The sequence below is a fragment of the Sorangium sp. So ce367 genome (assembly GCF_051520455.1).
Classification (GTDB): domain Bacteria; phylum Myxococcota_A; class Polyangia; order Polyangiales; family Polyangiaceae; genus Sorangium; species Sorangium cellulosum_B.
In genome coordinates this window covers 2,628,974-2,652,767 of the sequence record NZ_CP150334.1, presented here as the reverse complement: position 1 = coordinate 2,652,767, position 23,794 = coordinate 2,628,974, and the positions used below count along the sequence as shown (strand labels likewise).

General features: G+C 69.6%; 20 protein-coding genes and 1 pseudogene. 7 read left to right on the top strand and 14 right to left on the bottom strand.

From position 1 onward, the window contains the following. Positions 1–266: 266 nt before the first annotated feature. Positions 267–1,004, top strand: a complete 738-nt coding sequence (locus tag WME97_RS10310; RefSeq protein ID WP_437551599.1) for a hypothetical protein — start codon at positions 267–269, stop codon at positions 1,002–1,004. Between the two features lie 13 nt (positions 1,005–1,017). On the opposite strand, the gene WME97_RS10305 is transcribed toward WME97_RS10310, so the two are convergent. The 3 genes from WME97_RS10305 to WME97_RS10295 form a co-directional block, all read right to left on the bottom strand. After that, entirely contained in the window at positions 1,018–2,205 is a 1,188-nt protein-coding gene (locus WME97_RS10305) for a PAS domain-containing protein (RefSeq protein WP_437551597.1), read from the bottom strand. 349 nt (positions 2,206–2,554) lie between these two features. Then, complete coding sequence (locus tag WME97_RS10300; RefSeq protein ID WP_437551595.1) at positions 2,555–4,048, bottom strand: hypothetical protein; 1,494 nt, start codon at positions 4,046–4,048, stop codon at positions 2,555–2,557. Between the two features lie 57 nt (positions 4,049–4,105). Beyond that, on the bottom strand, positions 4,106–4,312 hold the full coding sequence (locus tag WME97_RS10295) for a hypothetical protein (protein ID WP_437551593.1): 207 nt from the start codon (positions 4,310–4,312) through the stop codon (positions 4,106–4,108). A gap of 638 nt (positions 4,313–4,950) precedes the next feature. Here WME97_RS10295 and WME97_RS10290 point away from each other — a divergent pair. Further along, positions 4,951–5,274, top strand: coding sequence for an H-type lectin domain-containing protein (locus tag WME97_RS10290; RefSeq protein WP_437534569.1), 324 nt, complete (start codon positions 4,951–4,953; stop codon positions 5,272–5,274). 213 nt (positions 5,275–5,487) lie between these two features. Here the strand turns inward: WME97_RS10290 and WME97_RS10285 are convergent, their stop codons facing one another. Continuing rightward, positions 5,488–7,872, bottom strand: coding sequence for a WD40 repeat domain-containing protein (locus tag WME97_RS10285; protein ID WP_437555354.1), 2,385 nt, complete (start codon positions 7,870–7,872; stop codon positions 5,488–5,490). A gap of 398 nt (positions 7,873–8,270) precedes the next feature. Beyond that, a pseudogene (locus tag WME97_RS10280) lies at positions 8,271–8,666 on the bottom strand (helix-turn-helix domain-containing protein); the annotation flags it as partial. 73 nt (positions 8,667–8,739) lie between these two features. Here WME97_RS10280 and WME97_RS10275 point away from each other — a divergent pair. After that, positions 8,740–9,585 carry a class I SAM-dependent methyltransferase gene (locus WME97_RS10275; RefSeq protein ID WP_437551591.1) on the top strand — a complete coding sequence of 282 codons (846 nt, stop codon included), beginning with the start codon at positions 8,740–8,742 and terminating at the stop codon, positions 9,583–9,585. A gap of 120 nt (positions 9,586–9,705) precedes the next feature. Here WME97_RS10275 and WME97_RS10270 read toward each other — a convergent pair whose 3' ends face one another. The 5 genes from WME97_RS10270 to WME97_RS10250 form a co-directional block, all read right to left on the bottom strand. After that, positions 9,706–10,200, bottom strand: coding sequence for a hypothetical protein (locus WME97_RS10270; RefSeq protein WP_437551589.1), 495 nt, complete (start codon positions 10,198–10,200; stop codon positions 9,706–9,708). Positions 10,201–10,383: 183 nt separating this feature from the next. Continuing rightward, positions 10,384–11,649 (bottom strand): kynureninase, encoded by a 1,266-nt coding sequence (gene kynU, locus WME97_RS10265; RefSeq protein WP_437555352.1) that lies wholly within the window; start codon positions 11,647–11,649, stop codon positions 10,384–10,386. A gap of 151 nt (positions 11,650–11,800) precedes the next feature. Further along, positions 11,801–12,985 carry an ARPP-2 domain-containing protein gene (locus WME97_RS10260; protein ID WP_437551587.1) on the bottom strand — a complete coding sequence of 395 codons (1,185 nt, stop codon included), beginning with the start codon at positions 12,983–12,985 and terminating at the stop codon, positions 11,801–11,803. Further along, entirely contained in the window at positions 12,985–14,616 is a 1,632-nt protein-coding gene (locus WME97_RS10255; protein ID WP_437551585.1) for a hypothetical protein, read from the bottom strand. Before WME97_RS10255 ends, WME97_RS10260 begins: the two co-directional genes overlap by 1 nt. 32 nt (positions 14,617–14,648) lie before the next feature. Then, positions 14,649–14,927, bottom strand: a complete 279-nt coding sequence (locus tag WME97_RS10250) for a hypothetical protein (RefSeq protein WP_437551583.1) — start codon at positions 14,925–14,927, stop codon at positions 14,649–14,651. Between the two features lie 326 nt (positions 14,928–15,253). On the opposite strand from WME97_RS10250, the gene WME97_RS10245 reads away from it, so the two are divergent. Continuing rightward, complete coding sequence (locus WME97_RS10245) at positions 15,254–16,510, top strand: alpha/beta hydrolase (RefSeq protein WP_437551581.1); 1,257 nt, start codon at positions 15,254–15,256, stop codon at positions 16,508–16,510. A 664-nt stretch (positions 16,511–17,174) separates the two neighbouring features. Then, on the top strand, positions 17,175–17,786 hold the full coding sequence (locus WME97_RS10240) for a hypothetical protein (protein ID WP_437551579.1): 612 nt from the start codon (positions 17,175–17,177) through the stop codon (positions 17,784–17,786). A 13-nt stretch (positions 17,787–17,799) separates the two neighbouring features. Here WME97_RS10240 and WME97_RS10235 read toward each other — a convergent pair whose 3' ends face one another. After that, positions 17,800–18,411 (bottom strand): hypothetical protein, encoded by a 612-nt coding sequence (locus tag WME97_RS10235; protein ID WP_437551577.1) that lies wholly within the window; start codon positions 18,409–18,411, stop codon positions 17,800–17,802. 145 nt (positions 18,412–18,556) lie between these two features. On the opposite strand from WME97_RS10235, the gene WME97_RS10230 reads away from it, so the two are divergent. Continuing rightward, positions 18,557–19,045, top strand: coding sequence for a helix-turn-helix domain-containing protein (locus WME97_RS10230; protein WP_437541932.1), 489 nt, complete (start codon positions 18,557–18,559; stop codon positions 19,043–19,045). Beyond that, on the top strand, positions 19,042–19,695 hold the full coding sequence (locus tag WME97_RS10225) for a transposase (protein ID WP_437542332.1): 654 nt from the start codon (positions 19,042–19,044) through the stop codon (positions 19,693–19,695). The genes WME97_RS10230 and WME97_RS10225 overlap by 4 nt, the downstream gene beginning before the upstream one ends. A 205-nt stretch (positions 19,696–19,900) precedes the next feature. Here WME97_RS10225 and WME97_RS10220 read toward each other — a convergent pair whose 3' ends face one another. The 3 genes from WME97_RS10220 to WME97_RS10210 all read right to left on the bottom strand — a co-directional run bounded on the left by WME97_RS10220 (position 19,901) and on the right by WME97_RS10210 (position 23,787). Continuing rightward, on the bottom strand, positions 19,901–21,274 hold the full coding sequence (locus tag WME97_RS10220) for a hypothetical protein (protein WP_437551575.1): 1,374 nt from the start codon (positions 21,272–21,274) through the stop codon (positions 19,901–19,903). Between the two features lie 663 nt (positions 21,275–21,937). Beyond that, entirely contained in the window at positions 21,938–22,399 is a 462-nt protein-coding gene (locus WME97_RS10215; RefSeq protein ID WP_437551573.1) for a DUF6036 family nucleotidyltransferase, read from the bottom strand. 365 nt (positions 22,400–22,764) lie between these two features. Then, entirely contained in the window at positions 22,765–23,787 is a 1,023-nt protein-coding gene (locus WME97_RS10210) for a TauD/TfdA family dioxygenase (protein ID WP_437551571.1), read from the bottom strand. Positions 23,788–23,794 lie beyond the last annotated feature (7 nt).

The following is a 23,794-nucleotide window of genomic DNA, read 5'->3' as shown; positions in this document are numbered from 1 at the left end:
GGCGAAGGAAGGAGCGTGGGGCCGCCGACGTATACGCTCCATGGCCAGATCCCAACAAGGGAGTGGCGAGTCGACCGATCACGGCCGTTGCCTGTTGAAACAACAGCGCTCCCACGCTGCACGAGGACACTCCACGACAGCGTCGAGCGGGCGTCCCGCTTGCCTGGTTCAAGCGTGAACCCCGCGTGAGGCCATGCCGCTGCGATGCTGCTTTCTCCGCGAGGTGCCTGGACATCGCGAGTGTGGAATGGATAGGATGGTCGGCTATGCGAAATCCATCTGCTCGTCTCCTTGCGCTTCCGGCCGTCCTGCTCTTCGGCGCCCTGCTCTCGGGCTGCCCCAACCCGAACACCTACGGAACCCCGCGGACCGTGGCGCCCGGCAAGGTCGCGCATTCGGTGTCACTCGAGAGCTTAGGCTACATCGGCGAGAGCACCGAGGACGAGGTGAATCCAGAGACCGGCCAGGTGGAGGCGAGGAGGAGGACGACCAGCGGGTTCGTGCCGACGCTGCCCTCGTATCAGCTCCGTTCCGGCTTGACGGACATCCTCGACGTCGGCGCCCACGTCCATAACCTCAGCTCGTTCGGCGTCGATCTCAAGGTGAACCCGGTCCGCGGCGTCTTTGATCTCGCCGTCGATCCAGGGGTTCAGTACTTCTACCTCGCGTCCGACGAGGCATCGGTCCACATCGTCTACCTTCACGCGCCGGTGATGCTCGGCGTGAACCCGACGGACTGGTTCTCGATCGTGCTGACCCCTGGCGTCACCTACGGCCTCGCCTCGGGCAATATCGCAAACGACGATGAGGCCGCTGCGACCGCGGATGGCCTCGTCCTCCGAGGCAGCGTCGGGTTCCAGTTCCGGACCTCCGACAGCTTCGCGATCCACCCGGAGCTCACGATGATGAAGAGCCTCGAGGGGCCGGGGCTCGTCTACAACTTCGGCATCGGGTTCAACTTCGGCGCGCTGCCGAGCTACAAGGACCTTCAAGAGCCGATGTGACGAGCCCGCCGAACTAGCGGGCTGGGCTGGTCGTCGAGAAGAGGCGGATCGCGTCCTTCGGGGTGCGCATCGTGACCATGCTCGACAGATCGATGCCCAGCGAGGTCATCGTGTGCGCGACCGCCGGCTGGATCCCCGTGATCGCCGCGCGCGCGCCGAGCAGGCCTATCGCGCGGACGATGCCCACCAGCCGATCGGCGGTGCGGGTGTCGATCGTCTCGAGCGCCGAGAGGTCGAGCACGACGCTGCGCACCTGCCGCGTCGCGATGATGTTGAGAAGGCGCTCGGTGAGCGTGGCCGTCCGCTCCTCATCCATGGCGCCGATGAGCGGCACGCCGACGACGCCATCGGCGACCTCCAGGATGGGCGCGGAGAGCGCCAGGATCTGCCGGTGCTGCGCCTGGATGATGGCGAGCCGCCGGTCGAGCTCCGCCGCGAGCGCCGACTTCTCGTCCGCCTCGCGCCGGGCCGCCGCGGCCATGGCCTCGAGCTCGCGCGCCGAGCTCTGGAGCGCGTCCTGCGCCCGCTGGCGCTCGGTGACATCCACGCAAAAGCAGGCGACCTGCACCTCGCCGCTCCTGCGGAGGATGGGCTTCTTGACCGTCTCGTACCAGTGCACGTCGCCGTTCGGCCGCGTCTCCTTCTCCTCGATGACCACGGGTTGTCCCGTGTCGATGACCTGCCGGTCGACGCTGGTGAAGCCTGAGGCCTCATCTGCGCTCGTGGTGAGCTCGTGCTGGGACGCGTGGACGACCTGCGCAGGCGTCATCCCGTAGCAGCTCGCGAGGGCGCTGTTCGCCATGACGTAGCGGCTGCGCCGGTCCTTGATGAACATGAGGTTGGGCGCGAGATCGATGAAGTTGCGCAGGAGCTCCAGCTCCTCGGCGAGCGCCTCCTCGCGGCGGCGCTGCGCGGCGTCGTCGGCCGCATGAGCGTGGACGAAGACGAGCGGCTCTCCCTCGGATCTCGAGCACCGCAGGAGCGTCCAGCGCTGCGGGCTCGCCCCGGTGCTCGCCGCGGCGTCGATCTCCGCCCGGCTCTGGACCCCGCCGAGCACCGCGCGAGCGGCCTCCTCCGCCTCGGGCACAAGCAGCGCCGCCTCTCCAAACGCGTTGCGCCAGGCCAGGTTGGCCTCCCGCAACCGGAGGTTCGCGTCGAGCACCGCGAGCGGTTCAGGAAATGCGTCCAAGTTTGCGTGCATCCATACCTCCCCCGCGGCCCGTGCGGCGCAGCAGACGCACCATGCCGCATCGTTGAAGATGCCTGTGCTCCAGCGCCTTGTCTACGGCGCGCGCCGGTGCCCGCGACGAAAGCCACCGTCCCTCACATCGGAGGTTCCGTGAGTGACGGACGGGCGAGCGGCGCTACATGGACTGGGCCTGGTTCGCGATGCAGAGCGACAGGCCATGAGGAAGCAGGACTCTGCCCGTCCACAGCGTTCCCATCGACGGCTGTAGCGTACGTCGTGGGCGTGGCGTGGGCGTGCTCGCATCTGCGCGAGGCAGAAGAGCGACACGCGCGGCGGCGCGCTATTGCCGCGCGATTGCCGACTACGTCGCTATCGGGTGGGGGGCCTGGCTCCCCTTCAGGGGCAGCCGCGCCGCGGGATCGCCGAGGAGCACATAACCCCGCAGATCGTTGCGCAGCATGAACGCGCTGCCGCGCTGCATGGGATCGACCGGGGAGGGCCGTTTCCACACGCGCGCGTCCTCCTCGGCGTGGTAGCCGGCGAGCAGCTCATCGTTGACCTCGCGGTAGGAGCGCATCAGCGCGTCGAGCGCCACGCCGGCGCGGCTGCCGCGGGCCATCGCCTGGATGCTGCTAAAGATCCGGGAGGCGCGGCTCTGGGTCATCCTGCTGGGATCGACGAAGCCAAAGGTCCAGGCCAGATCCAGGTGCGCTATCACCGAGAGCGGCCCCTCTGGATTCCGGAGCGCGGCCTGCGGCAGCGCGGCGAGGAACGGGCGCTCGCCGCCCTGAGGCAAGCTCGCCAGCACCCGCTGGACCTGGCCGCCGTAGGCGCCCTCGCGCGCGAGGAGCGAGAGCCAGGGATAGAACGCGCTCTCCTTCGGCGTCCCGGCCCCGAAGCAGGCCAGACAGAACCACAGGCCACCTGGGAGGAAGGGCGCGTGTTGCAGCATGTCCGCCGTGAGCAGCGGCGAGGAGCTGCCGTGTGCTCCGATGCACAGCGCCCCCTGGAGCGCATGCTGCTGATCGACGGAGGCCCACCCGCCGCGGGGCCGGCCGAGCCCGTGGCTCACGGACAGGAGCACGGAAGGCCTCGGGGTGCTCCCCGCGCGGAGGAGATCGTCTGCGCTGCCGGCGCCTGGGATCTCGATGACGTTCGCGGCCGGGAACGGTCGCCTGCCTTGCCTCTGCGCCATCGTGACGCAAGGCCCGATGAGCAGGCTGCGGCCGAGCTGGGTAGCGGCGGTGCCGTCGTCCGCGACGAAGAACAGCGCATCGGGCAGGTCGTGGCCAGAAGGCTCCTTGGCCCAGCGCACCACCTTGTCTGCGTACGCGGCATAGCCGCTGGGATCCGGCTTGCCGTCGGCGCCCGCGATGTGGAGGCGGCCGACGAACGCGCCGTTCGCGAGGACGTGCTGGAGCTCGGCGGAGACGGCGTCGAGATCCCCGAGGAGGAGCAGATACCGGGGCCTCTCCTCCTCCGGAATCGACTCGTCGCGCAGCACATCCGTCTTCCAGCGGAGCGCTTCCGCCATGCCCATTCCGGGCTCGACGCGGTAGGGTGTCACCGGCGCGCCTTGCTCCGCCTCCCTGAGCCGGAGGAGCGGCGCGATCGCCTGGAGCGCCTCGTCGCCCAGCGCGCCTTCGGGCGCGATCACCGACCAGCGCTGGAGAGCGAGATCGTTGGGATCTGCGTCGGGCATCTCGCGCACGAGCGCGTCCACACGGCGAGACGTCTTGTCCGGCCGCGGCGCAATGCCCGCCGTCACCTCGGGCAGGCCCGCCGCGAGGGTGGGGCGGAGCTCGGTGGCGTCCGCGAGCAGGAGCTCCAGGGTGCTGGGGAGGGCAGCGTTCATGGAGGCGACAGGGTGCCAGGGGCATTCGGGTGGGTCAATGCGCGGTGGGGATGTGGTTCAACCTCTCTCTTCGCGCCACGCTCTATCCTGCGTCGCGCTCTGCTCGGTGTGCCCGGGGGCCAGGCGAACGGTCTGGATCTCGTGCCGTGCGATCGCGAACGCCGCTCGCCCTTCCCCCTCGGCGACGAGGACATCGTTGAAGCGGAGCTCGAGGATGCGGACGCGCTGCGCTCGCGACCAGGGCTCGGCCCAGCCAGGCGCCACGCCGATCACCAGATCGATGGGCGTGCCCGTCTCGCTGGCGCTCTTCTGTAGCGTTCCGTGGTTCTCGTGGTTCGGGGTGTCGGCTTCCGCATGCGCGCGCGCAGGCTACCGCAGGATCCACGCTGAGTGACCGGCTCCCGGCGTGAGAAAAAATAGGAGCGCAAATGCAATGCATGTTGAATGCGCCGGCGGCATTCCGGCGAGCCGTATCGATTTTCCGCGCGATCGACGCTCATGCGGGGGAAACGGGGCGAGCGCCGGCGAGCGGCCGTTCGCACGTCAGCCCGACGATGTCGCTGAGCAGCTAGGGAGTCCGGAGAGGGTTGGCCGATCCAGGGCCATCTCGCCCCACCATGCGGGTTGACATCGTCAGCCGCCATGCGCCCAGCGACACGCCGGACCCCCTGCGCAAGGAGACCGAGCAGCGCCTCGGCGCGAGCGCTCGATCGCGAGCACGGGCAGGCGCTCATCGCTTGCCGAGCATCCACCGCGGAGCACGACCTGACGGCGCGCCGAGAGCGCTCACGAGGCGCTCCGGTGATCTCCCGAGTTTCCGTCGCGTGTCGTCCACCGCCTCGGGAGGGGCCTCGTGCAAAGGCGATTGACCCGGCTCGGCGCCTCGACTCCGATGCGCCGCCATGACGACCGCCGTGACCCCTCTGCAGATGCTCGCCGGCACGAACCACTTTGGCAAGGCGCAGCCGCACTGGAACCTGCTCGGACCGCCCAGCGAGGGCATCGATCGGGAGTTCTCGGCACGCGTCGAGTTCGAGCGCGAGTTCAACAGCCCGCCGGTCGTGCACATCGGCATCGCCGGTCTGGACGTGGAAGGCAGCGACGCGGTGCGCGTGCGCGTGCGCGCGCGCCACATCGATCGCGCCGGCTTCACGGTGCTGCTCAGCACCTGGTTCGGCAGCCAGGTGCACGGCGTCGACGTCAACTGGATCGCGCTCGGCACCTGAGCCGATGCCCCTCCTCTGGACCGCACGATGTGGCTCGCTCTCCCAGGGGCTGTCACCGACGCGAGCGCGCTGTAGAAGATGGCATCCCGTCGTAGGCGTGCTTCCCGACGAGCCCGTCCCCGCGTCCTTCTACGACCGGCGAGCCCCGCAGCTGCCCGATTCGCTGCCGGGCGGCCGGCCGGTCGTTCGATGTCGAGCAGGCACCTTTGCGGCTCACGGCAGGTCAACGTCTGCGTAGAACGGGACCCGACCGTACGAGCGCTCGCAGGACTCGTAGCCCCGGCGGGCGTCTTCGTCGCTCTCGTCGAGGTAGGTCCGGCGCATCTCAGGAGAGATGCAGTCGCTGGTGGCGGCGCGAAGGGCCTGCCGAAGCGCGTCGGTAGAGATGGCCCACACCCGCGCCGTCTTGTCCGACGTGGTGACCACGCGCTGCCCGTCGGCGCTGAACGCCGCCGAGAGAAGCGAGCCCTCATGGCCGCGGAGCACGATGGGCGTGCCGCTGCCATCCGCGTTCCACACACGCGCCGTCCTGTCGTGTGAGGCCGTCACCACCCGCTGCCCGTCGGCGCTGAACGCCGCGAAGCTGACCCCTGCCTCGTGGCCGCGGAGCACCACCGGCGCCCCGCTGCCGTCCGCGTTCCACACCCGCGCCGTCTTGTCGTGCGAGGCCGTCACCACCCGCTGCCCATCAACGCTGAACGCCGCCGAGAGCAGCGAGCTGTCATGGCCCCGGAGCACGACGGGCGTGCCGCTGCCGTCCGCGTTCCACACACGCGCCGTCCTGTCGTGCGAGGCCGTCACCACCCGCTGCCCGTCGGCGCTGAGGGCCGCGGACCAGACGGGGGCCTCGTGCCCCCGGAGCACGACGGGCACGCCGCTGCCATCTGCGTTCCACACCCGCGCCGTCCTGTCGTGCGAGACCGTGACCACCCGCCGCCCATCGGCGCTGAACGCTGCAACTCTGACCCAGTCCTCGTGCCCCCGGAGCACGACGGGCGTGCCGCTGCCGTCTGCATTCCACACACGCGCCGTCCTGTCGTTCGAGGCCGTGACCACCCGCCGCCCGTCGGCGCTGAACGCCGCGTACGCGACCCCTGCCTCGTGGCCCCGGAGCACGACGGGCGCGCCGCTGCCGTCCGCGTTCCACACACGCGCCGTCTTGTCGTGCGAGGCCGTGACCACCCGCCGACCATCGACGCTGAACGCCGCCGACCACACCGGGGCCTCATGGCCCCGGAGCACGACAGGCATGCTGCTGCCATCCGCGCTCCACACACGCGCCATCTTGTCGTTCGAGGCCGTGACCACGCGCTGCCCATCGATGCTGAACGCCGCCGACCAGACCGGGGCCTCGTGGCCCCGGAGCACGACAGGCATGCTGCTGCCATCCGCGCTCCACACACGCACCGTCGTGTCGTTCGAGGCCGTGACCACGCGCCGCCCGTCAGGGCTGAACGCCGCGGAGCTCACGTCGCCCTCGTGGCCACGGAGCACGATGGGCACGCCGCCGCCGTCCGCGTTCCACACCCGCGCCGTCCTGTCGAACCCGGTGGTGACTACCCGCCGCCCATCGGCGCTGAACGCCGCGTACCCGACGCCTACCTCATGGCCGCGGAGCACGACAGGCGCGCCTCCGTCCTCCGCGTGGTCGTGGTCGCAACCGGTCTGCGCGTGCTCGGACTCATCCGCGTGAACAGGGCGATTCCCGGCACTCCCGGCGTTCCACACCCGCGCCGTCTTGTCGTTCGAGGCCGTGACAACACGCTGCCCGTCAGCGCTGAACTCCGCAGAGCTCACCTCGCCTTCGTGGCCCCGGAGCACCACCGGCGCTCCACTGCCATTGCCATCCGCGTTCCACACCCGCGCCGTCTTGTCGTTCGAGGCCGTGACAACACGCTGCCCGTCAGCGCTGAACTCCGCGGAGATCACCGCAGCCGCGTGGCCCCGGAGCACCACGGCCGTGCCGCTGCCATCCGCGTTCCACACGCGCGCCGTCTTGTCGTGGGAGGCCGTGACCACACGCTTCCCATCCGCGCGGAACTCCGCGGAGCTCACCTCGCCTTCGTGTCCCCGGAGCACCACGGCCGTGCCGCTGCCATCCGCGTTCCACACGCGCGCCGTCCTGTCGTGGGAGGCCGTGACCACACGCCGCCCATCCGCGCTGAACGCCGCGAACACGACCGCGCCCTTGTGGCCCCCGAGCACCACAGCCGTGCCGCTGCCGTCCGCGCTCCACACCCGCGCCGTCCTGTCGTCCGAGGCCGTGACCACACGCTGCCCATCCGCGCTGAACGCCGCGAACATGACGGCGCCCTCGTGGCCCCGGAGCACCACGGTCGTGCCGCTGCCGTCCGCGTTCCACACCCGCGCCGTCTTGTCGCTCGAGGCCGAGACGATGCGCTTCCCATCGGGGCTGAAGTCAGCACGCAGCACGTTGCCCCGATGGCCGCGCATCGTGAGCATCAAAGGAGCCGAGGCGAGCACATCACGTGTCAGCTCGGTCCAGCCACGTACGTTTTCCGCGTCTCTCACCTCGAGCAGCAGCTGCACCGCTGACTCTGGCCGATTTCGCGCCAGCAGCTCACGAGCGCCGGCCATCAGCGAGGATGCTCGCATCAGCGCCGCCTGGGTCGCCGCCTCCCGCTGCGCCTCCTCCGCCCTCCGCGCGGCAGCCTCCGCATTCCGTGCCGCGGCCCGCTGCTCCAGCGCCCGGACGACGATGACCGCCACCACCACGGCCACCGCGGCGGCAACGGCCGCACTCGCCACCAGCGTCCGTCGCGGCGCACGCTCCCGGACCGCCCGCCGCTCCTCTTCCTCTCCCTGCTTCAACGTCGCCCGCTCCCGTTCCTGCCCTCGCTCGCCTCGAGCGCGACGGTAGCAGGCCGCAACCGGGTACGTGCCCCGGTCCCGCCAGCCCGGGAGCGCGCCACGCTCCGACGGACAGGGTTGCCGCCCTCCTGCGCACGCGCCGCTCCGGGACCGGGAGGGGGATCGAGACGGCCGGCGCCGGCGAGCCGGACGATGCTGCGAAAGCGCGGACACTCCATGTGGCTCGGCGCGGTACACGCCGCCGCGTGGCGCAGGCCGTCGCGCAGGGCGACCAGGCGCTGGATGGTCCGGTCCAGCTCCTCGGCCTTGGCTGTCAGCCGCTCTCGCTCGATGCGCGGCCGGCCGTCGGGCGAGAACATCCGGGCGATCTCGTCCAGCGAGAACCCCGCCACCTGGCCGAGCGCGATCAGCGCCAGGCGCTCCAGCACCCCGGGGTCGAACAGGCGCCGCAAGCCCCGCCGCCCGGTGGACGCGATCAGCCCCTTCTCCTCGTAAAACCGCAGGGTGGAGGCGGGCACGCCCGAGCGCCGGGCCACCTCCGCGATGTCCAGCTGTTTCACGCTTGACCTCAAGTTGACTTGAGCTTGCAGACTACGGCACATGAGTTCCGACTGCAAACCGAAGGAGACGCCGATGTCCGAAGCCCATCAACCGAATCGCGACCAGGCCACGCTGTGGAACGAGGCCAGCGGGCGCACCTGGGTGGAAATGCAGGAAGTGCTCGACGGCATGATGGCCCCGCTCGTGGCGCCGCTCATCGACGAGGGCTTCCCCGGCGAGGGCGGGCGCGTCCTCGACGTCGGCTGCGGCGCGGGCGCCACGTCCCTCGTGATGGCGCGGCGCCTCGGGCCAGCGGGCCTCTGCCTCGGCGTGGATATCTCCGGGCCGCTCGTGGCGGCCGCCAGGGCACGCGCCGCCGTCGAGGGGCTGGCGTCCGCCGCGTTCGTCCAGGCGGACGCGCAGACCCATGCGTTCGAGCAGGGCACGTTCGACGCGGTGATCTCGCGCTTCGGCGTGATGTTCTTCGACGATCCCGCGGCGGCGTTCGCCAACATCCGGCGCGCCGCCCGGCGCGAGGCGAAGCTCTCGTTCGTGGCATGGCGCAGCGCGGACGAGAACCCGTTCATGACCGAGGCCGCGCGCGCCGCGGCCCCGCTCCTGCCGAGCTTGCGCGTCCCCGCCCCCGACGCCCCCGGCCCGTTCGCCTTTGCGGCCAGCGAGCGGGTGCAGCGGATCCTGGACGCGAGCGGCTGGACCGACGTCGACATTCGCCCGATCGACGTGCCGATCGGCGTCGCGGAGAAGGACCTGCTCGCCTACGTCACCCGGCTCGGACCGGTGGGTCAGGCGCTGCGGGACGCGGACGAGCCGACGCGCGCCCGGACGGCCCAGGCGGTTCGCGCTGCCTTCGACGCGTACGTCCAGGAGGGCGCGGCCCGCTTCACCGCGGCCTGCTGGCTCGTGAGCGCGCGCGCCTAGCGCGACAAACGGATTGAATTGCGCGGAAGCGCAGCATTTCGAACCGTCAAGACGCCATAAGACGCCAAAATTCTTGTATTTAATTTCTCTTGGCGTCTTTTGGCGTCTTGGCGGTTAAATTCAACCAAGGTCGCCGGTGAAGCGGATCGGCACGCGAAACGCCGCGAACATGGCCTTCACGTGCCTGGGCGAGAAGAGCGCGCCGAGCGTCGTGTCCTCGACCCCGCGGCTCCGCACCAGCTCGTGGAGCTCGAGCAGCGAGTACGCGCAGAAGAGCTCGAGGCGCTTCCCGATGTGCTTCAGGATCCTGCCGCGACTCCTGTAATACGGCGCGTAGTCGCCCTTGTACCGGAGATCGAGCGCTTCGATGCGGACCTCGTACTGCACGTAGGAGCGCTCCCCGAGCGCGCGATTGCAGAGGAGCTCGGCTTCGACGTGCGCGCCTGTGTCGCCCACCTCAACGCCGGGCCCATCCCCGAAGACCCAGAGCCCGTCGAAATGGGGAGCTTCGGCCTCTCGCGCCTCCTCGTGCGTCTTCGGGTGCCCGGGCGACACGGAGAAGCACGCTCGAAACTCGTCGCGTATCTCGGCTCCGCGCGCGCAGAGCGCCTCCATCTGCCGCTCTTTCGGAACCGAAAACAGTTTGGCCGTCTTGCCCATGAGCCGTGCTCCTCAGAGATGTCTCGTCCGCAGCCCGAGGGTGCCCGATTCAGAACCTCCCATGCTACCCGATCGCAGCGGGCTGCGAGCGCCGGGCCAGCGCGTCCCCGGCGGCTTCCCGTCCAGGCTACGGGCGGATCAGGTCACCGCGCCGCGCTGGTGGAATTCCGGCTTGTCCCAGGCGCCGCTCTCCAGAAGGTCGCGCAGCGCTTCCACCGCATCCCAGACGTCGACGAAGCGGGTATACAGCGGGGTGAAGCCGAAGCGCATGATGCGGGGCTCGCGGTAGTCGCCGATCACGCCACGGGCGATCAGCGCCTGCATCACCGCGTAGCCCTGCGGGTGCTCGAAGCTGACCTGGCTACCGCGGCGGGCGGCGTCGCGCGGGGTGACCAGGATCAGCGGATGCTGGCCGCAGCGGGCTTCCACCAGCTGGATGAACAGCTCCGTCAGCGCCAGCGACTTGGCGCGCAGCGCGGCCATGTCGGTATGGCGGAAGATGGCAAGCCCGCACTCCACCAGCGAAAGCGCGGTGATCGGCTGGGTGCCGCACAGGAAGCGGCCGATGCCGTCGGCGGGGGCGTAGGCGGGTTCCATCGCGAACTGCCGGGCATGGCCGAACCAGCCCGACAGCGGCTGCCCGAAGCGGCTCTGATGACGCGGCGCCACCCACAGGAAGGCCGGCGCGCCGGGTCCGCCGTTCAGGTATTTATAGGTGCAGCCGACGGCGAAGTCGGCGCGGGCGCCGTGGAGGTCCACCGGCACGGCGCCGGCGGAATGCGCCAGGTCCCACACGGTCAGCACGCCGGCTTCGTGCGCGAGCGCCGTGACGGCGGCCATGTCGTGCATGGTGCCGGTCTTGTAGTTGACATGGGTGAGCATCAGCACCGCCACGTCGTCGCGGATCGCCTGCGGCAATTCCCTGGGCGAGTCGATCAGGCGTAACTCGTAGGCTGCGCCGCCGCCCATCTTCAGCAGCTCGGTCAGGCCCTCGGCGATGTACAGGTCGGTGGGGAAGTTGTCGCGCTCCGACACGAGCACCCGGCGCTCGGGCGCGGTGGTCTGCTGCTGGCGCAGCGCGGCGGCCAGCACCTTGAACAGGTTGATGGACGTCGTGTCGGTGACCACCACTTCGCCGCTGCCGGCGCCGATCAGCGGCGCCAGGAGGTCGCCCAGACGGCGGGACAGGTGCACCCAGCCGGCCGTGTTCCAGCTACGGATCAAGCCGTCGCCCCATTCCGCTTCGATCACCTCCCTGGCACGGGCCAGCGACGCCTTGGGGCGGGCGCCCAGCGAGTTGCCGTCCAGGTAGATCACACCGTCCGGTAGCGCGAACTCGTCGCGCAGGTGGCGCAGCGGGTCGCTCGCGTCGCGGGCAAGGCAGGTGTCGCGGGTGGTCTGCAGGCTCATGTAAAGCGTCCTTCGGTTCCGCAGCGCGAGGTGCGCAGCATGGCACGGACCGGCCTCGCGCCCAGGGGGGGTCGTCGTCGATGCGTACGGGAGCAGCGCGACCACAGCCGCGCGCCCGCACGTGAATGAGCCGGGAACGGCGCGCTCACCTCGTCCGCTTCAGCGCCGCCTTGAGCACGTGCTCCGCGATGAGGTAGCCGAACCCCTCGCCCTCGATCCGCCGGATCAGCTGGTCGCGCGTGGTCCGGAGCGCCGCCGCCGTGGCGTTCAGGTTCCACCCGTGCGCCGCGAGCTGCTGGAGGAGCCGGGCGCGCCTCACCTGCCCCGCCGCGAGCCGGTACGTCTTCGCGTACTCCAGCGTGCCGTCCTCGCGCACGATCGCCTCGCCGATGTGGTTGTCCAGCGACGGATCGAGCTCGGTCATGAACCGCTGCAGCGAGAACGGCCCCGCCCTGTACACGCGCTCCGCCGCGATCGGCCGGCCGAGGAGCCCCGCGGCCGTGTCCACGTGCAGCGCGCCGGCCTCCGCCCGCGCCCGGCCGAGCGCGGCCCGCAGGTCGTCGAGCGAGCCGATCTGCGCGGCGTCGAAGGTGTGCTCGAGCGCCTGGCTGTCGCCGTTGTGGCGGGCCGCGTAGAGCAGCGTCTGCTCGTAGAAGTCCTCGATCAGCGTGCGGTGCAGCGCGCGGTAGTCGTCGGGGTGAGACACAACGAACACCGACGCGAGCAGCTCGCCGACGAAGAGCAGGACGCCGCACTGGCCCTCGTGGATCTCGAAGACGCGCAGCGCGTCCTCCAGGCTCGGGATCGCCCGGCCGGAGAGCGACACCTCGGTGCGCGGGTCGAGGCCGCGGGAGATGGCCCGCCGCGAGTACTCGGACCAGGCGATCTCGGGGGCGTTGAAGTGCAGCGCGAGGAAGCCCTCCATCGCGAGGTGCAGCGGCAGGAGGCGCAGGCGGTTCCGCTCGGCCGGGTCCTCGCCGCGCGCCTCGCGCCGGGCCATGCGGTGGAGCAGCTGGACGCCGCAGCCCCACTTGCTGAGCGGGTTCCGGACCTCCGGCCCCGCGAGCGCCGCGCCGAAGGACGCGACCGGCGAGCCGTCCTCGGTCCACCCGATCACGAGCGCGTGCGGCACGTAGGAGCAGTAGGCCGTGCCGTCGCCGAGATCGACGATCGACCAGGCGTCCTCGTGCCTGCGGCCGGCGATGCGCAGGTCGTCCCGCGGCGCGTCCCGGAGGAGCGGGACCAGGCGCACGCCCGCGAAGACCTGGGCGTGCGTCGCGGAGAGGCCCCGGAGCGAGAGCGACCGGAGCAGGGCCGGCGCCTTGGCCATCAGGGCACCTCGAGCGCCGCGGCGGACGCCTCTTCTGCGGGCTCGGCGGCTGCTGCCAGCTCCAAGGCGTCTGCCGGATCCATTGCGTCTGCCAGCGCCACGGCGTCTGCCGGCTCGATTGCGTCTGCCAGCTCCACGGCGTCTGCCGGCCCCGCGTCCGCAGCTGGCTCCGCGGCGCCCGGCGTCCGGGCGTGCCGCGAGAGCAGCGCGGCCGCGCGCTGCGCGAGGTAGCGCTCGAGCTCCGCGAGCGGGGCCGTGCCCTCGGCAAAGCGGGCGAAGCCGAGGACCGTCGGCAGGTCCTCGGCGTCGCGCAGGCCGACCGTCGGGATCGACGGGCCGAGCGCGCGGGGCGCGTAGCGCTCGCTGTCGAACACGGGGTTGATGTGGACGATCGACGTGCGCTGCCCCGGATCGAGGCGCGCCCGGAAGCAGCGTGCGACCTCGGCGGCGGCGCCGGGCGGGTCGTTCTCGAAGCCGTCCGAGAGGATGACCACGACGTCGGGTCGCCAGGCGAGCGCGTCGAGCAGCGGCGTCGCGAGATCGGTCTGGCCGCGCGCGCCGACGAGGATCTCGTCGGGCGTGGGCGCGGTCCAGAAGGCGCGGTACTCGCGGGCGGCGGCGCGGAGCAGGTAGCTCACGCCGAGCGCGACGGCGAGCGGGCGGCGGCGCTTCTCGCTCGATCCGGACGCCGAGTAGCTCCTGTCGAGCACGGCGGCGACGCGCCCGAGCGCGGCTGGGCTCTTCCTGAGCGCGCGGGCGGCGGCGCGCTCGAGCGCCGCGTGGAGCTCGTCGCGGCGCTCGCGCCGGACCTTCTCGGGCAGCGAGAGCGCATAGAGCGCGACGCGCGTGAGCGGGGCGCGGCCGAGGTCGACGGCGAGGTCCACGTCCTCTCGCCCGGCGGCGCGCTGGAGCCGGAGGCGCTCGCCCTCGGTCATGCGCGGCGCGGCGCGGCGCAGGAGCTCATCGCGGGAGACGCCGCGGGCGGCGGCGAGCCCCTCGGCGACGGTCAGCGGCAGGTCGAAGATCGCCTCTTTCGCATAACGCGCCTGCCGCGCGCGCTCGAGGAGCGGCGTCTCGAAAGGCGCACGCCGCTTGGGCTCGAACAGGAAGGGCCCGATCTCGCCGGGGAGCTGGAGGTGGGCGTGCACCGCGAGCGCGCGGAGGTGGGCGCGGTACTTCACGGCGTCGAACGCCGGGTCGGGCCGGCCGGCGAGGTAGCCGCGGATGACGGCGCGCGCGCGGCGGTTGTTCACGCGGCGCTCCCGGAGCTCGCGCAGCGCCCGGAGCGCGCGCTGCGGGGGGAGGTCCCGGAGGGCCGCCGCGATGAGCGAGCCCTCCTCGCGCCGGTCGGGCGCGGGCGTCTCTGCGCCGGTCGCGAGGAGGTTCACGGCGATGCGCGCCTGGTTGAAGTGGTTGATGCCGGCGGCGAGCGTGCGCGCGTAGAGGCGGCGGTAATTGCCGAGGATGTACTCGTGGAGGAACTCGATGGAGACGGCCTGGCCTCCGGAGGTGCCATAGAACTCGGCCTGCCCGGTGCACGCGAAGCAGGCGTTGATGAACATGACGAGGTCCTCGCGCTCGACGCGCTCGGTGTGAAAGCGTGCGGGGGGCGCGGTAGGGACGGGGGGCATGGCAAAGAGCCGCCCGGGGAATGGTGGGGCGATCAACCTACGACAGTTTCCAGACTGGGATCGGAAATCGCCCCGAAGTCCCACGGGCGGCAACCGGCAGCATACACCTGGAGGGGCACCTCTCGAACGACAAGATCTCGCTTGACGACAGGATCGTCGCTGGCAGCGCTGAACGTCTCCACCTTGCCTGCGATGTCTTCGTCCCCCGCTCCGAATTCAGTGAGGGCAAGGGCGGCGAAAAGCGGACAGACATCAACCTGACGAAGCAGGCCCTCGACAGCGTCACTTTTCCAGGAGGAGGCGAATCGCATAAAGTTTCCTATGTCAACAGGCACATGCGGCGTGGCTGTACGATGAGAACGTTCACACGGGGCGCTTGACATTCGGATCGCATTTGGATTCTCTAGCCCCTCGGATCGCGTTTGGATTCCCTCGCCCTGTTGCTCCTAGGAACGCCTGAGTCGTAGTTTTGCATGCCCGCTGCAGCGCGGTGCGCGACCGGCGCACCGGCACGTGCCGCTTGCTTGGGACACCACGGTGGCAATGCAAAATGCGCCGAAGCGCTTGTAGCGCGGTTCATGGAACTGGCGCGGGCCATGGCACTCGATTTTGAATTTTACGCACGTTGGAGGTCCTCATGCAGTTGAAGAACTGGCCTGCCGTCCTTTCGCTCTCGGTCATTTCTGTCCTCCCCGCCGCGGCGTATGCCAGCGACCCCGCCAATCTTCCCCTTCCGCCCAGGGGCTTCGATACCAGGGACAACAGCATTCCCCACGGGAAGCTGGACGTCTCCGTCAGCTATCCGACCCGAAACTACGGGATGCGGAAGGTGACGGTTTACATGCCGCCGGGGTATTCGACGAACCAGAAATATCCCGTCGTTTACCTGCATCATGGAATCGGCGGCAATGAGGTCTCCTGGATCGGCCAGGGGAGCAACGAAGGCAACGCCGACAACATCATGGACTATCTGTACTCGAAGCAGATGGCCAAACCCATGATCGTCGTGATGCCCAGCGGCAAGATGGACGGAGGGGACGATTTCGCGCGCTTCGCAAACTTCGGGGACGTCCTGCTCAAGGACCTGATCCCCTGGGTCGAGAAGACGTATTCCGTCGCCACCGACGCCGACTCGCGGGCCATCTCCGGCCTGTCCATGGGCGGGGGGCAGACCTTCAACTTCGGGTTCCCCAACACCGATGTCTTCCATTACATCGGACCGTATTCGGCTGCGCCCAACACCCAGCAGCCAAGTCAGACCATCAAGGATGTGGCTGCGGTCAAGAACAACGTGAAGCTCATCTTCATCTCTTGCGGCAGCGCAGACAACCTGATCAACAATAGCAGAAATTATCACGACTTCCTGGATCAGAACAACATCGACCATATTTACCAGATCGAGGCGAACGAAGGTCATACCAAGACCGTCTGGAACCGCAGCTTCTACAACTTCGCCCAGCGCATTTTCCTCGAGGGGAGCGCGACGAGCGGTGGGGCGGGCGGAGCCGGTGGCGCGGGTGGGGCCGGTGGCGCGGGTGAGACCGCGGGCAACGGCGGTAGCGCAGGGGAAGGAAGCGGAAACGGCGGTAGCGCAGGGGAGGGAAGCGGAAACGGCGGTAGCGCAGGGGAAGGAAGCGGAAACGGCGGGGGCGTGCCAGGAAGTGGTGCCGGCACGACAGGCGTCACGACAGGCGGTTCTGCGACGACTGGCGGGCAGGTTTCGAGCAGCGCGAGCGGCGGCACCGACGAGGATACGCCCGTGACGGAGGACTCTAGCTGCAGCGTCTCGGTCCCCGGGTCCGAACCCGGAACGCCGCCTTGGCGCTTCGGGATCCATCTTGCGGCGATCGGAGCCCTCCTCTTCGGAGCGCGAGCGAGACGGAATCGCGGCTGAGCGACCGAGCGTCGCACGTCGGGAAGGGCGCCTCGCGGAACTGGCTGGAGCGCCCGCGCGATGCGGCGCGCGGAGCCAGTTTCCGACGTCGGCGTGAGACCATCGGAAGCGCGCCCACATGATACCCTCGCGCCGGCCAGTGCGCGGTCGGGGCTCCCTCTCTCTGCTCGCAGCATTCCTCCTCCACGCGGGCGGCGTCATGGCGGCTTGTGTGCTCGTGCCGGAGGGCCTCGAGGCGCCGGCGCGGGCCGGCGCGAGCGACCAGCTCGAACCGCTCCTAGTGCTAGACACCGATGTCTTGCTGGACGAACCCAGGACGCCGGAAGCCCGAGCGACGGAGCCCCGCCATGTCCTCGCCCGGGCAACGGGCGTCGATCCCGGCTTCTCGCATGCCGCGCCGAGAGAGCGGGGCCGAGCGCTGTCCGAGGCGCCGCCTGCGCGAGCATCGCGCTCCGGCGCGGCGACCCACGATCACGCGCCGCCGGACGCGGCTCACGCGCTGCCGGACGCCGCCCACGCGCCGCCAGAGGCTGCCCACGCGCCGCCGGACGCCGCCCACACGCCCCCGGGCGCGCCCGACGCGCCTCCCCCCGCCGCGGCACCTCCAGGCCTGGGCAGCGCGCCGATCTGGGCATTGCCAGGTGTCTTGCCGGTAGAGCCCCCGGTGCATCCCCGCGCTGCCGAGCGCCCCCGCGCCCCGGTGCGCCCCGTCCCCGAGCGCTCCGCGGGGAGGGGCACGGACAAGGGCGGGCGAGATCCGGTCCTGGTCTTCCCCGCGGCGGGCGTGCTCGCCTCGGCTGTCGCGGAGGAGGTGTCGTCATCCGTCGTGCCGCCGGACTCCGAGAGCTCGTTCGAGCTCACGCTGGACGCGAAGGGACGGCTGGTCTCGGCGCGCTTCCTCAAGGCGAACACGGGGAACGGCGACGACTTCCGGCGCGTCGCCCAGGCCGTTTTGAAGCGATTCTCCGGGCGAGCGCTGGCGATGAACGGCGATTTTGCCGCCGGGAGCAGGGTGACCGTCCACGTGACCAGCCGGGTCGTCATGCCGGATGGCACGTCGCACGGGATCCCGACGCCGACGATGAAACCTGGAGCCGGCAGGTCGATCATCCGCGAAGACTCGCTGGACGATCACCTCAGGTCGCCTCATCTCGCGCCGTCGCCTGGCCTGAAGCTGCCGAAGCTGACGTTTCTCCTCGATCTCGCGAACATCGGCGCGCAGCGCCGGAGGGTCGTCAGCACGCGGGTCGAAGCGGTGCCTGCCGCGCTTCCCTAGCGCGCGCAGGCGTCTAGTCCGGCCAGACCTCGATCCAGACGAACAGCACCTGTCCGGCGGCTTGGTTGTCGACCGCCACCGGATAGACCGTGCGCGCTCGGAGCGCCTCGACGAGGTGAGCGTGGTTGATCGCGAACCTCCCGATGAAGTCGTCGTTCACGAGGTCCCTGTCGATGAGCTCACCGCTCAGGTGGACATCCGGCGCGAGCGGCACGCGGTACCAGGTCGGCGGGCCTTTCCATCCGGGCGTGCAGGTGTCGCGTTGCCCCGGGCGGTCCAGCGCGCGCCTCCCGAGCGACCGGCCGCCCGCGAACAGCTCCGCCGAGCCGAAGGGCTCCGGCGGCTCGGTCCCTGCCCCCGCCGCCTCCGCGGCGAAGCCGGCCACGCTGGCGGCCGCCGCGACAGGGTGCTTCGTGCGGAGCAGGCCGCCGATGGCGGTGAGCGCCTCCGCCGGGACCGCGCCCATGCCGTCCCATTGACGGCCGTCCGCCTTGGCCGGGCTGATGACGGCGCCGTCGATGGAGATGCGGACCTGCGCCGGCAGCGGCGGCACCGCCGGGCGGCACGCCGCGCAGGCAAGGAGGAGCCCGCACAGCGAAGCCGTTCCGAGAGGACGTGACGCCATGCCTCGAGAGCGTATCCCGGCGGCCGCGCCGCACCAACACCGAAGCGCGCGCGGGGGCGCGGCCGGGTGCGCTGATCGCGCGGCGGCGCCTTCCGCTTCTCCTATGGCTAGAGCGATTTGCAGTTGAGCTTGGTACAAGCTGAGCATGGTCGGGCGGGACGGTGGCATCGCTGATGCTGCTGCCTACCGCATGGGCCCGTACAGCATCCATCTGCGGCAGCGGATCATCGACGCCTACCAGAACCGTGAAGGAAGTATCCGGGAGCTGGCCGAGCGGTTCGAGGTCGCCCCGAACACGGTGCAGAACTATCTCACGCAGCTGCGCGCCACGGGCGACCTCGCGCCGAGTCCGCACGGCGGCGGCACGCCACGGAAGTTCGACGAGACGGACGAGCGGGCACTGATTAAGCTGCTGGAAGAGAAGAACGACCGGACATTGGCGGAACTGATCGAGCAGATGGAGCAGCGTCACCATGTGCACGTCAGCGTCTCGACGATGAGCCGTACGCTGCACCGGATGGGGATCACCCGAAAAAAAGGACGTTGGGTGCCAGCGAGCAAGACCGCCCGGACGTTCAACAGGCCCGCGCGAGTTTTCAAAATTGGGCGGGGACCACAGATGCGCGCCGCTTGATCTTCGTCGACGAGTTCGGCGCCAACCTGGGCATGACCCGGCTCTATGGCTACGCCCTGAGCGGGCAGCGGGCCTACGGCAAGGCGCCGGCGAACGCGGACCCGAACCTGACGCTGGTGCTCGGGCTGGGGCTGCAGGGGGTGGTGGCGCCGGTGGTCTTCGAAGGCGCCATGAATCGTCCTCGATTTGAGACGTACGCCCAGGAATATCTGGCTCCGGTGCTGCGGCCTGGCGACATCGTGCTCGTGGATCGACTCAAGCCACATCTATACCCCGAGGTCCGCGCGGCCATCGAGGCGACGGGTGCCGACTACCACCCGCTGCCGCCTTACTCGCCGGATTTCTCGCCGGTGGAAGAGTGTGGCAGCAAGATCAAGCAGACCCTCCGCACCGCTGGGCAGCGGACCGTGGTGGGCGTGCTCGACGCGATGGACAGGGCCCTCCACCAGGTGACGCCGAAGGACGCCGAAGGCTGGTTCCGCCATGCGGGTTACCTCGACCGACCTCCTCGTCCCAGACCGCAGCGCAGGGGCACGCCTCGGAGCCGTGCGCCGCGGGCTCGCACGCCTCGCAAAAGTCGCGCTCGGGATCCGCCAACGCCCAGCTCGAGGGGCACGGTCTGTACCAAACCCAATCGCGAATCGCTCTAGGATCGGTGCACTGGTCGAGGGGTCGAGCCTCTCACGCCGCCCAACGGCTACCCGCTCATCGGCGGGCACCCAGCCGGGCTTCGCGCAACGGGACAGACAGCCGGGTGCAGCGCGAATTTGGGCGGCACCCGTAATCTACGGAAGAGTCGGGAGATTTCCGAGCAGCCCCTTGTACGTCGTCACGTTACCGACGTTCCGGACTACGTTAGGATTGGTCTTGATGATGAGATCGAGCGCCTGCTGAATATAGGTATCCTGTGCTTTGACGCGAAGTATCTTCGCGAGGGTCAACAGACGCGACTGGGCTTTCGGCTGCGTCAGGTCGGCCACGAAAACCGGGTCGGCCATCGCCCGCAAAAAACTCAACGATCTCACGTTCGCCGAAACGTTCGATGTATTTTTCATAGAACACCAAGGCGCCGCGGTCGACCCCCTCGTAGTAACCAAGTCCATTTCCAATGTAGCACTGCGCAACAATTGATACCCAGTCATACAGCACCGGTTTCGGGACGACCCCATTTCGAGGCAAGGACTCTTCCAGAGCTGCAGCGGGGGCTGCCTCCTCGTAGAAATTTCTCTGGCCATTGTGTGCCGCACGCAGCGCCCGGATCTTTTCAATCAAATCCGCGGTTAAAATATCGGTTGCCCGGTAGGCCTCTCCGCCGACATTCTTGAGGAATGCCATCGCCAGATCACGGCGCGGGACGTCGCTACGACGCGCATATTCCGCGTGTCGAACTCCCACGTTGAACTTGCGCTGGTCCGATGCGAGCTTCCACACGATCGGCGCCAAGCGATCAATGTTGGTCCGAGCTTGGGCGGCCAGGTTCGGGTCCGCGTACATGCCAAAAAGCGTCCAAAGAAGATCATCAACGCGGTCGGCCTGCATCTTGCGCAACTCCTGCTCATGAAGAGTCACGTCGGCCGGTTCGATTGCCCGCTCCCGCACAGTCACCAGGAAGTGATGCATCTGCAATGCGGCAGGATCCGGCTTGGCGGTGATTGCATGTCGGAGGCAATTTGACAGCCACCCGACCATTTCTGCACCGTTCAGCTCTGCGACATTTGGATGAGCAGCACTCGCATGGTTACGCATAAAATTAATGTGCCGCAAACGCTCGCCGTTGACCCCCGTGAGCAGGCCGATCCGAACGCACGTTTCGATCAGCACAGCATCGTCAATGCGCGGAAGATCCTCAGCCGTAATCAGGCGGCTTCGCCGGCTAGGACTCTTCTCTGCAACGTCGAAAAAATATGGGAGATCGGTCTGCTCCACGAGGCGTCGCAAAGCAAGAATCGTTTCATCCCAGAGATAGGACAGTGCAGCATCGAAGATCCCGACGGAGATTGCGACAACAAATTTGCTCAGGTAATAGGCTTTCTCGCGCTCGGCCTTCGGAAGGACACTAATCGCGTTCTCAAAGGCATCGATGACTGTCTTGCGCTCATCGACGGGGTTGAGGACGTTCTCCGTCGGAAGGTCGTGGTACGCGAGAAAATCGGCGACAGGGCGCGCCAGACTCGCCACGGACGTCGTCAGGCTGGCGGCCGGGGTCTGCGGAATGATCAAGTTTGACATTCCGGCATCTTACCCTCTCCGAGCTTGGGGACAACACCGGAAGGCCGCTGCCCCATCACCAGCGGGGCGGCATGGGCCCGCCGGCGCGACGCGTACGCGGGGCACGCGGATGCGTTCTTGGCACGTTTGTATGTTCCAGGGCTCGATATCCAGTCTATCCAGTATCACTCGCGCCACGGTCCCGCTCGCCGCATGCCCGCGAGTGGCGGCCTTCCTGCCGACCGGCCTCCTTGATGGCGAGCCGGGCGGCAGTGCCGCCGGCCCCTCACCCCCGGCTCATCCGCGCGATCGCCTCGGCCTGCGCGCTGTCGTCCGCGCCCTCCGGATCGCCCGCGAGCACCTCGGCGACGCGGCGGCAAGCGCCGCATCGCCGAGGCGGTAGAGTTCGGGCTCGGGGATGCGCTTGGGGGCGGCGAGCAAGCCCGGCAGAACGCCGCGCAGCATCTCCAGGACCAGACCGAAGCGGCCGCGGGACTCGGGCTGCGGCGGCGTGTCGAGATGGCGTCGCGCGCTCAGCGGCCCACGACCACGAGATCGGGGAACTGCTGCGCGAGAAGAACGCCCAGGTAGCCGTCCTCGGCGTTCTCGTCGAGCCACGCGTCAGGTAGCTCGAGGCAGCCCGTTTCGGATGGCGCAAGTCTCTCGGCGCGGTTTGGACGTCAATCAACCGCGCTGGAGCCGAAGGAGGCGCTCCAGCGCCTCGACATCAGCGCGATCCTGAGGTCGATCTGCGGCGCGCTTGTTCGCGATGAGGTCCTCGATCGCGATGACCGGACAACGGACGTTCTCTGCAAACGCTACCTCGACGCGGCGTGGCCACGCCTCGCCAAACTCGACGCCGGAGATCTGCGTCAGGACATCGATACGTCGCGGCGGCACGCCCATCATGAACCCGATGCCCGGCGTAGCGAGCTCCTGCTCCGTCAACTCCGAGAGCGGTGCCCCGAACCGACGCAAAGCATCCATCACCCGCGCCGCGTTCTCAGGGCTCGCTTCGACCCAGATATCGAGGTCCTTGGTCGCGCGCGGGCGGCCATGCACGCCGACGGCGTAGGCCCCGATCACCAAGAACTTCGCGTCAACGGCGCACAGGGCGGAAATCAGATCGAGGAAGTCTTCGTTCATGGGCGGATCCCGGGAAGGCCAGCTCGAACAGCTCCTGACTTAGCTTCCAGGTGACCTCGGCACGCTGGTGAATGGGGATGGAGCTCCAGAAGAGGGCGTCCGCTTCCGCTTGCGCCTCGTCCTCTCCTGGTCGAAAGACCCGCATCATCCAGCCCGCGCGAGCCAACCGCCGCGCTTCCGCAGCCTCATCACCTGCGCTCATGGCCACACTGTACCATGCCGCTCGGCGGAGCCGATGGACAGGCCAGCGCAGCCTCGACCGCATCGACCCGGCGGACGTCCACAGCGCCGTCCACGCAGCTTCCGCCCGATGGACACGGCTCTCCTCCGCACAGCATCCGGGTGCCGCCCGGCGCAAGCGCGGCTCACCCCCGGCTCATCCGCCCGATCGCCTCGCCCAGCGCGCCGTCGTCCGCGCCCTCCGCGTCGCCCGAGAGCGCCTCCTCCGCGGCGGCGAGCGCCGCGTCGCGGAGACGGTAGAGCTCGGGCTCGGGGATGCGCTCGCGCGCGGCGAGCACGCCCGGCGGGACGCCGCGCAGCATCTCCAGGACCAGGCCGAGGCGGCGGCGGGCCTCGGGAAGCGGCGGCGCGCCCAGGCCGAGCCGCCGCCGCGTGGCCCGCGGCGCTCCGGCGAGGCGGCGCGCGGCAGCCTCGGCGACCTCCGCGGCGAGCGCGTTGTACGCGGGCGGCGACGGGAGCCGCGCCTCCGTCCAGACGAGCAGCCGCACGAACTCGCGCGCCCCCTCGAACGCCTGCCGCCCGTGCAGCATGCGCCGGTTGTCGACGACCAGGATGTCCGCCGGGCCCAGCGACAGCTCGATCACCTCGCGTCGCGACGCCTCGATGAACCGCGCGAGGCGCGCGGCGAGCGCGTCCCCCGGCGGCACGACCGGCGCGTGCGTGAGCGCGAGCGCGCCGCCGCGGAGCGACACCGTGGGCCCGAAGAAGTCGCCGAAGACGAACGGGATGCGCCTGTACACCGTGAAGAGCGCGCGGAAGAGCCCGGGATCGGCGCGCTCGATCGCCGAGAGCAGCGGCCAGCCGTCGAGCAGGAGGCAGCCGCCGCCGCGCTCCGCCGGCCTGATGCAGGCCATGATCTGCACCGCCGGAGGCGCGCCCGCGAAGCACTGGCTGTCGGTGTGGAGCGGCGCCGCAGCGGAGCTCGCGGCGAACGACCTGCCGCCCGGCACGGCCTTGATCGGCTGCCGCTCCACAAGGAGCGGCCTTGCCCCGAGGAGCCGCTCGGCGAAGCCCCACGGCGCCCGCGCGGCCTCCTCCGGCGCCAGCGCCGCGTCGCCGCGGAGCACAGAGAAGCCGCGCGCCGCGAGCTCGTCGAAGAGCCGCGCCGGACCGCCCTCCGGCCCGGGCCAGATCCATCGATCCATCATGAACGCC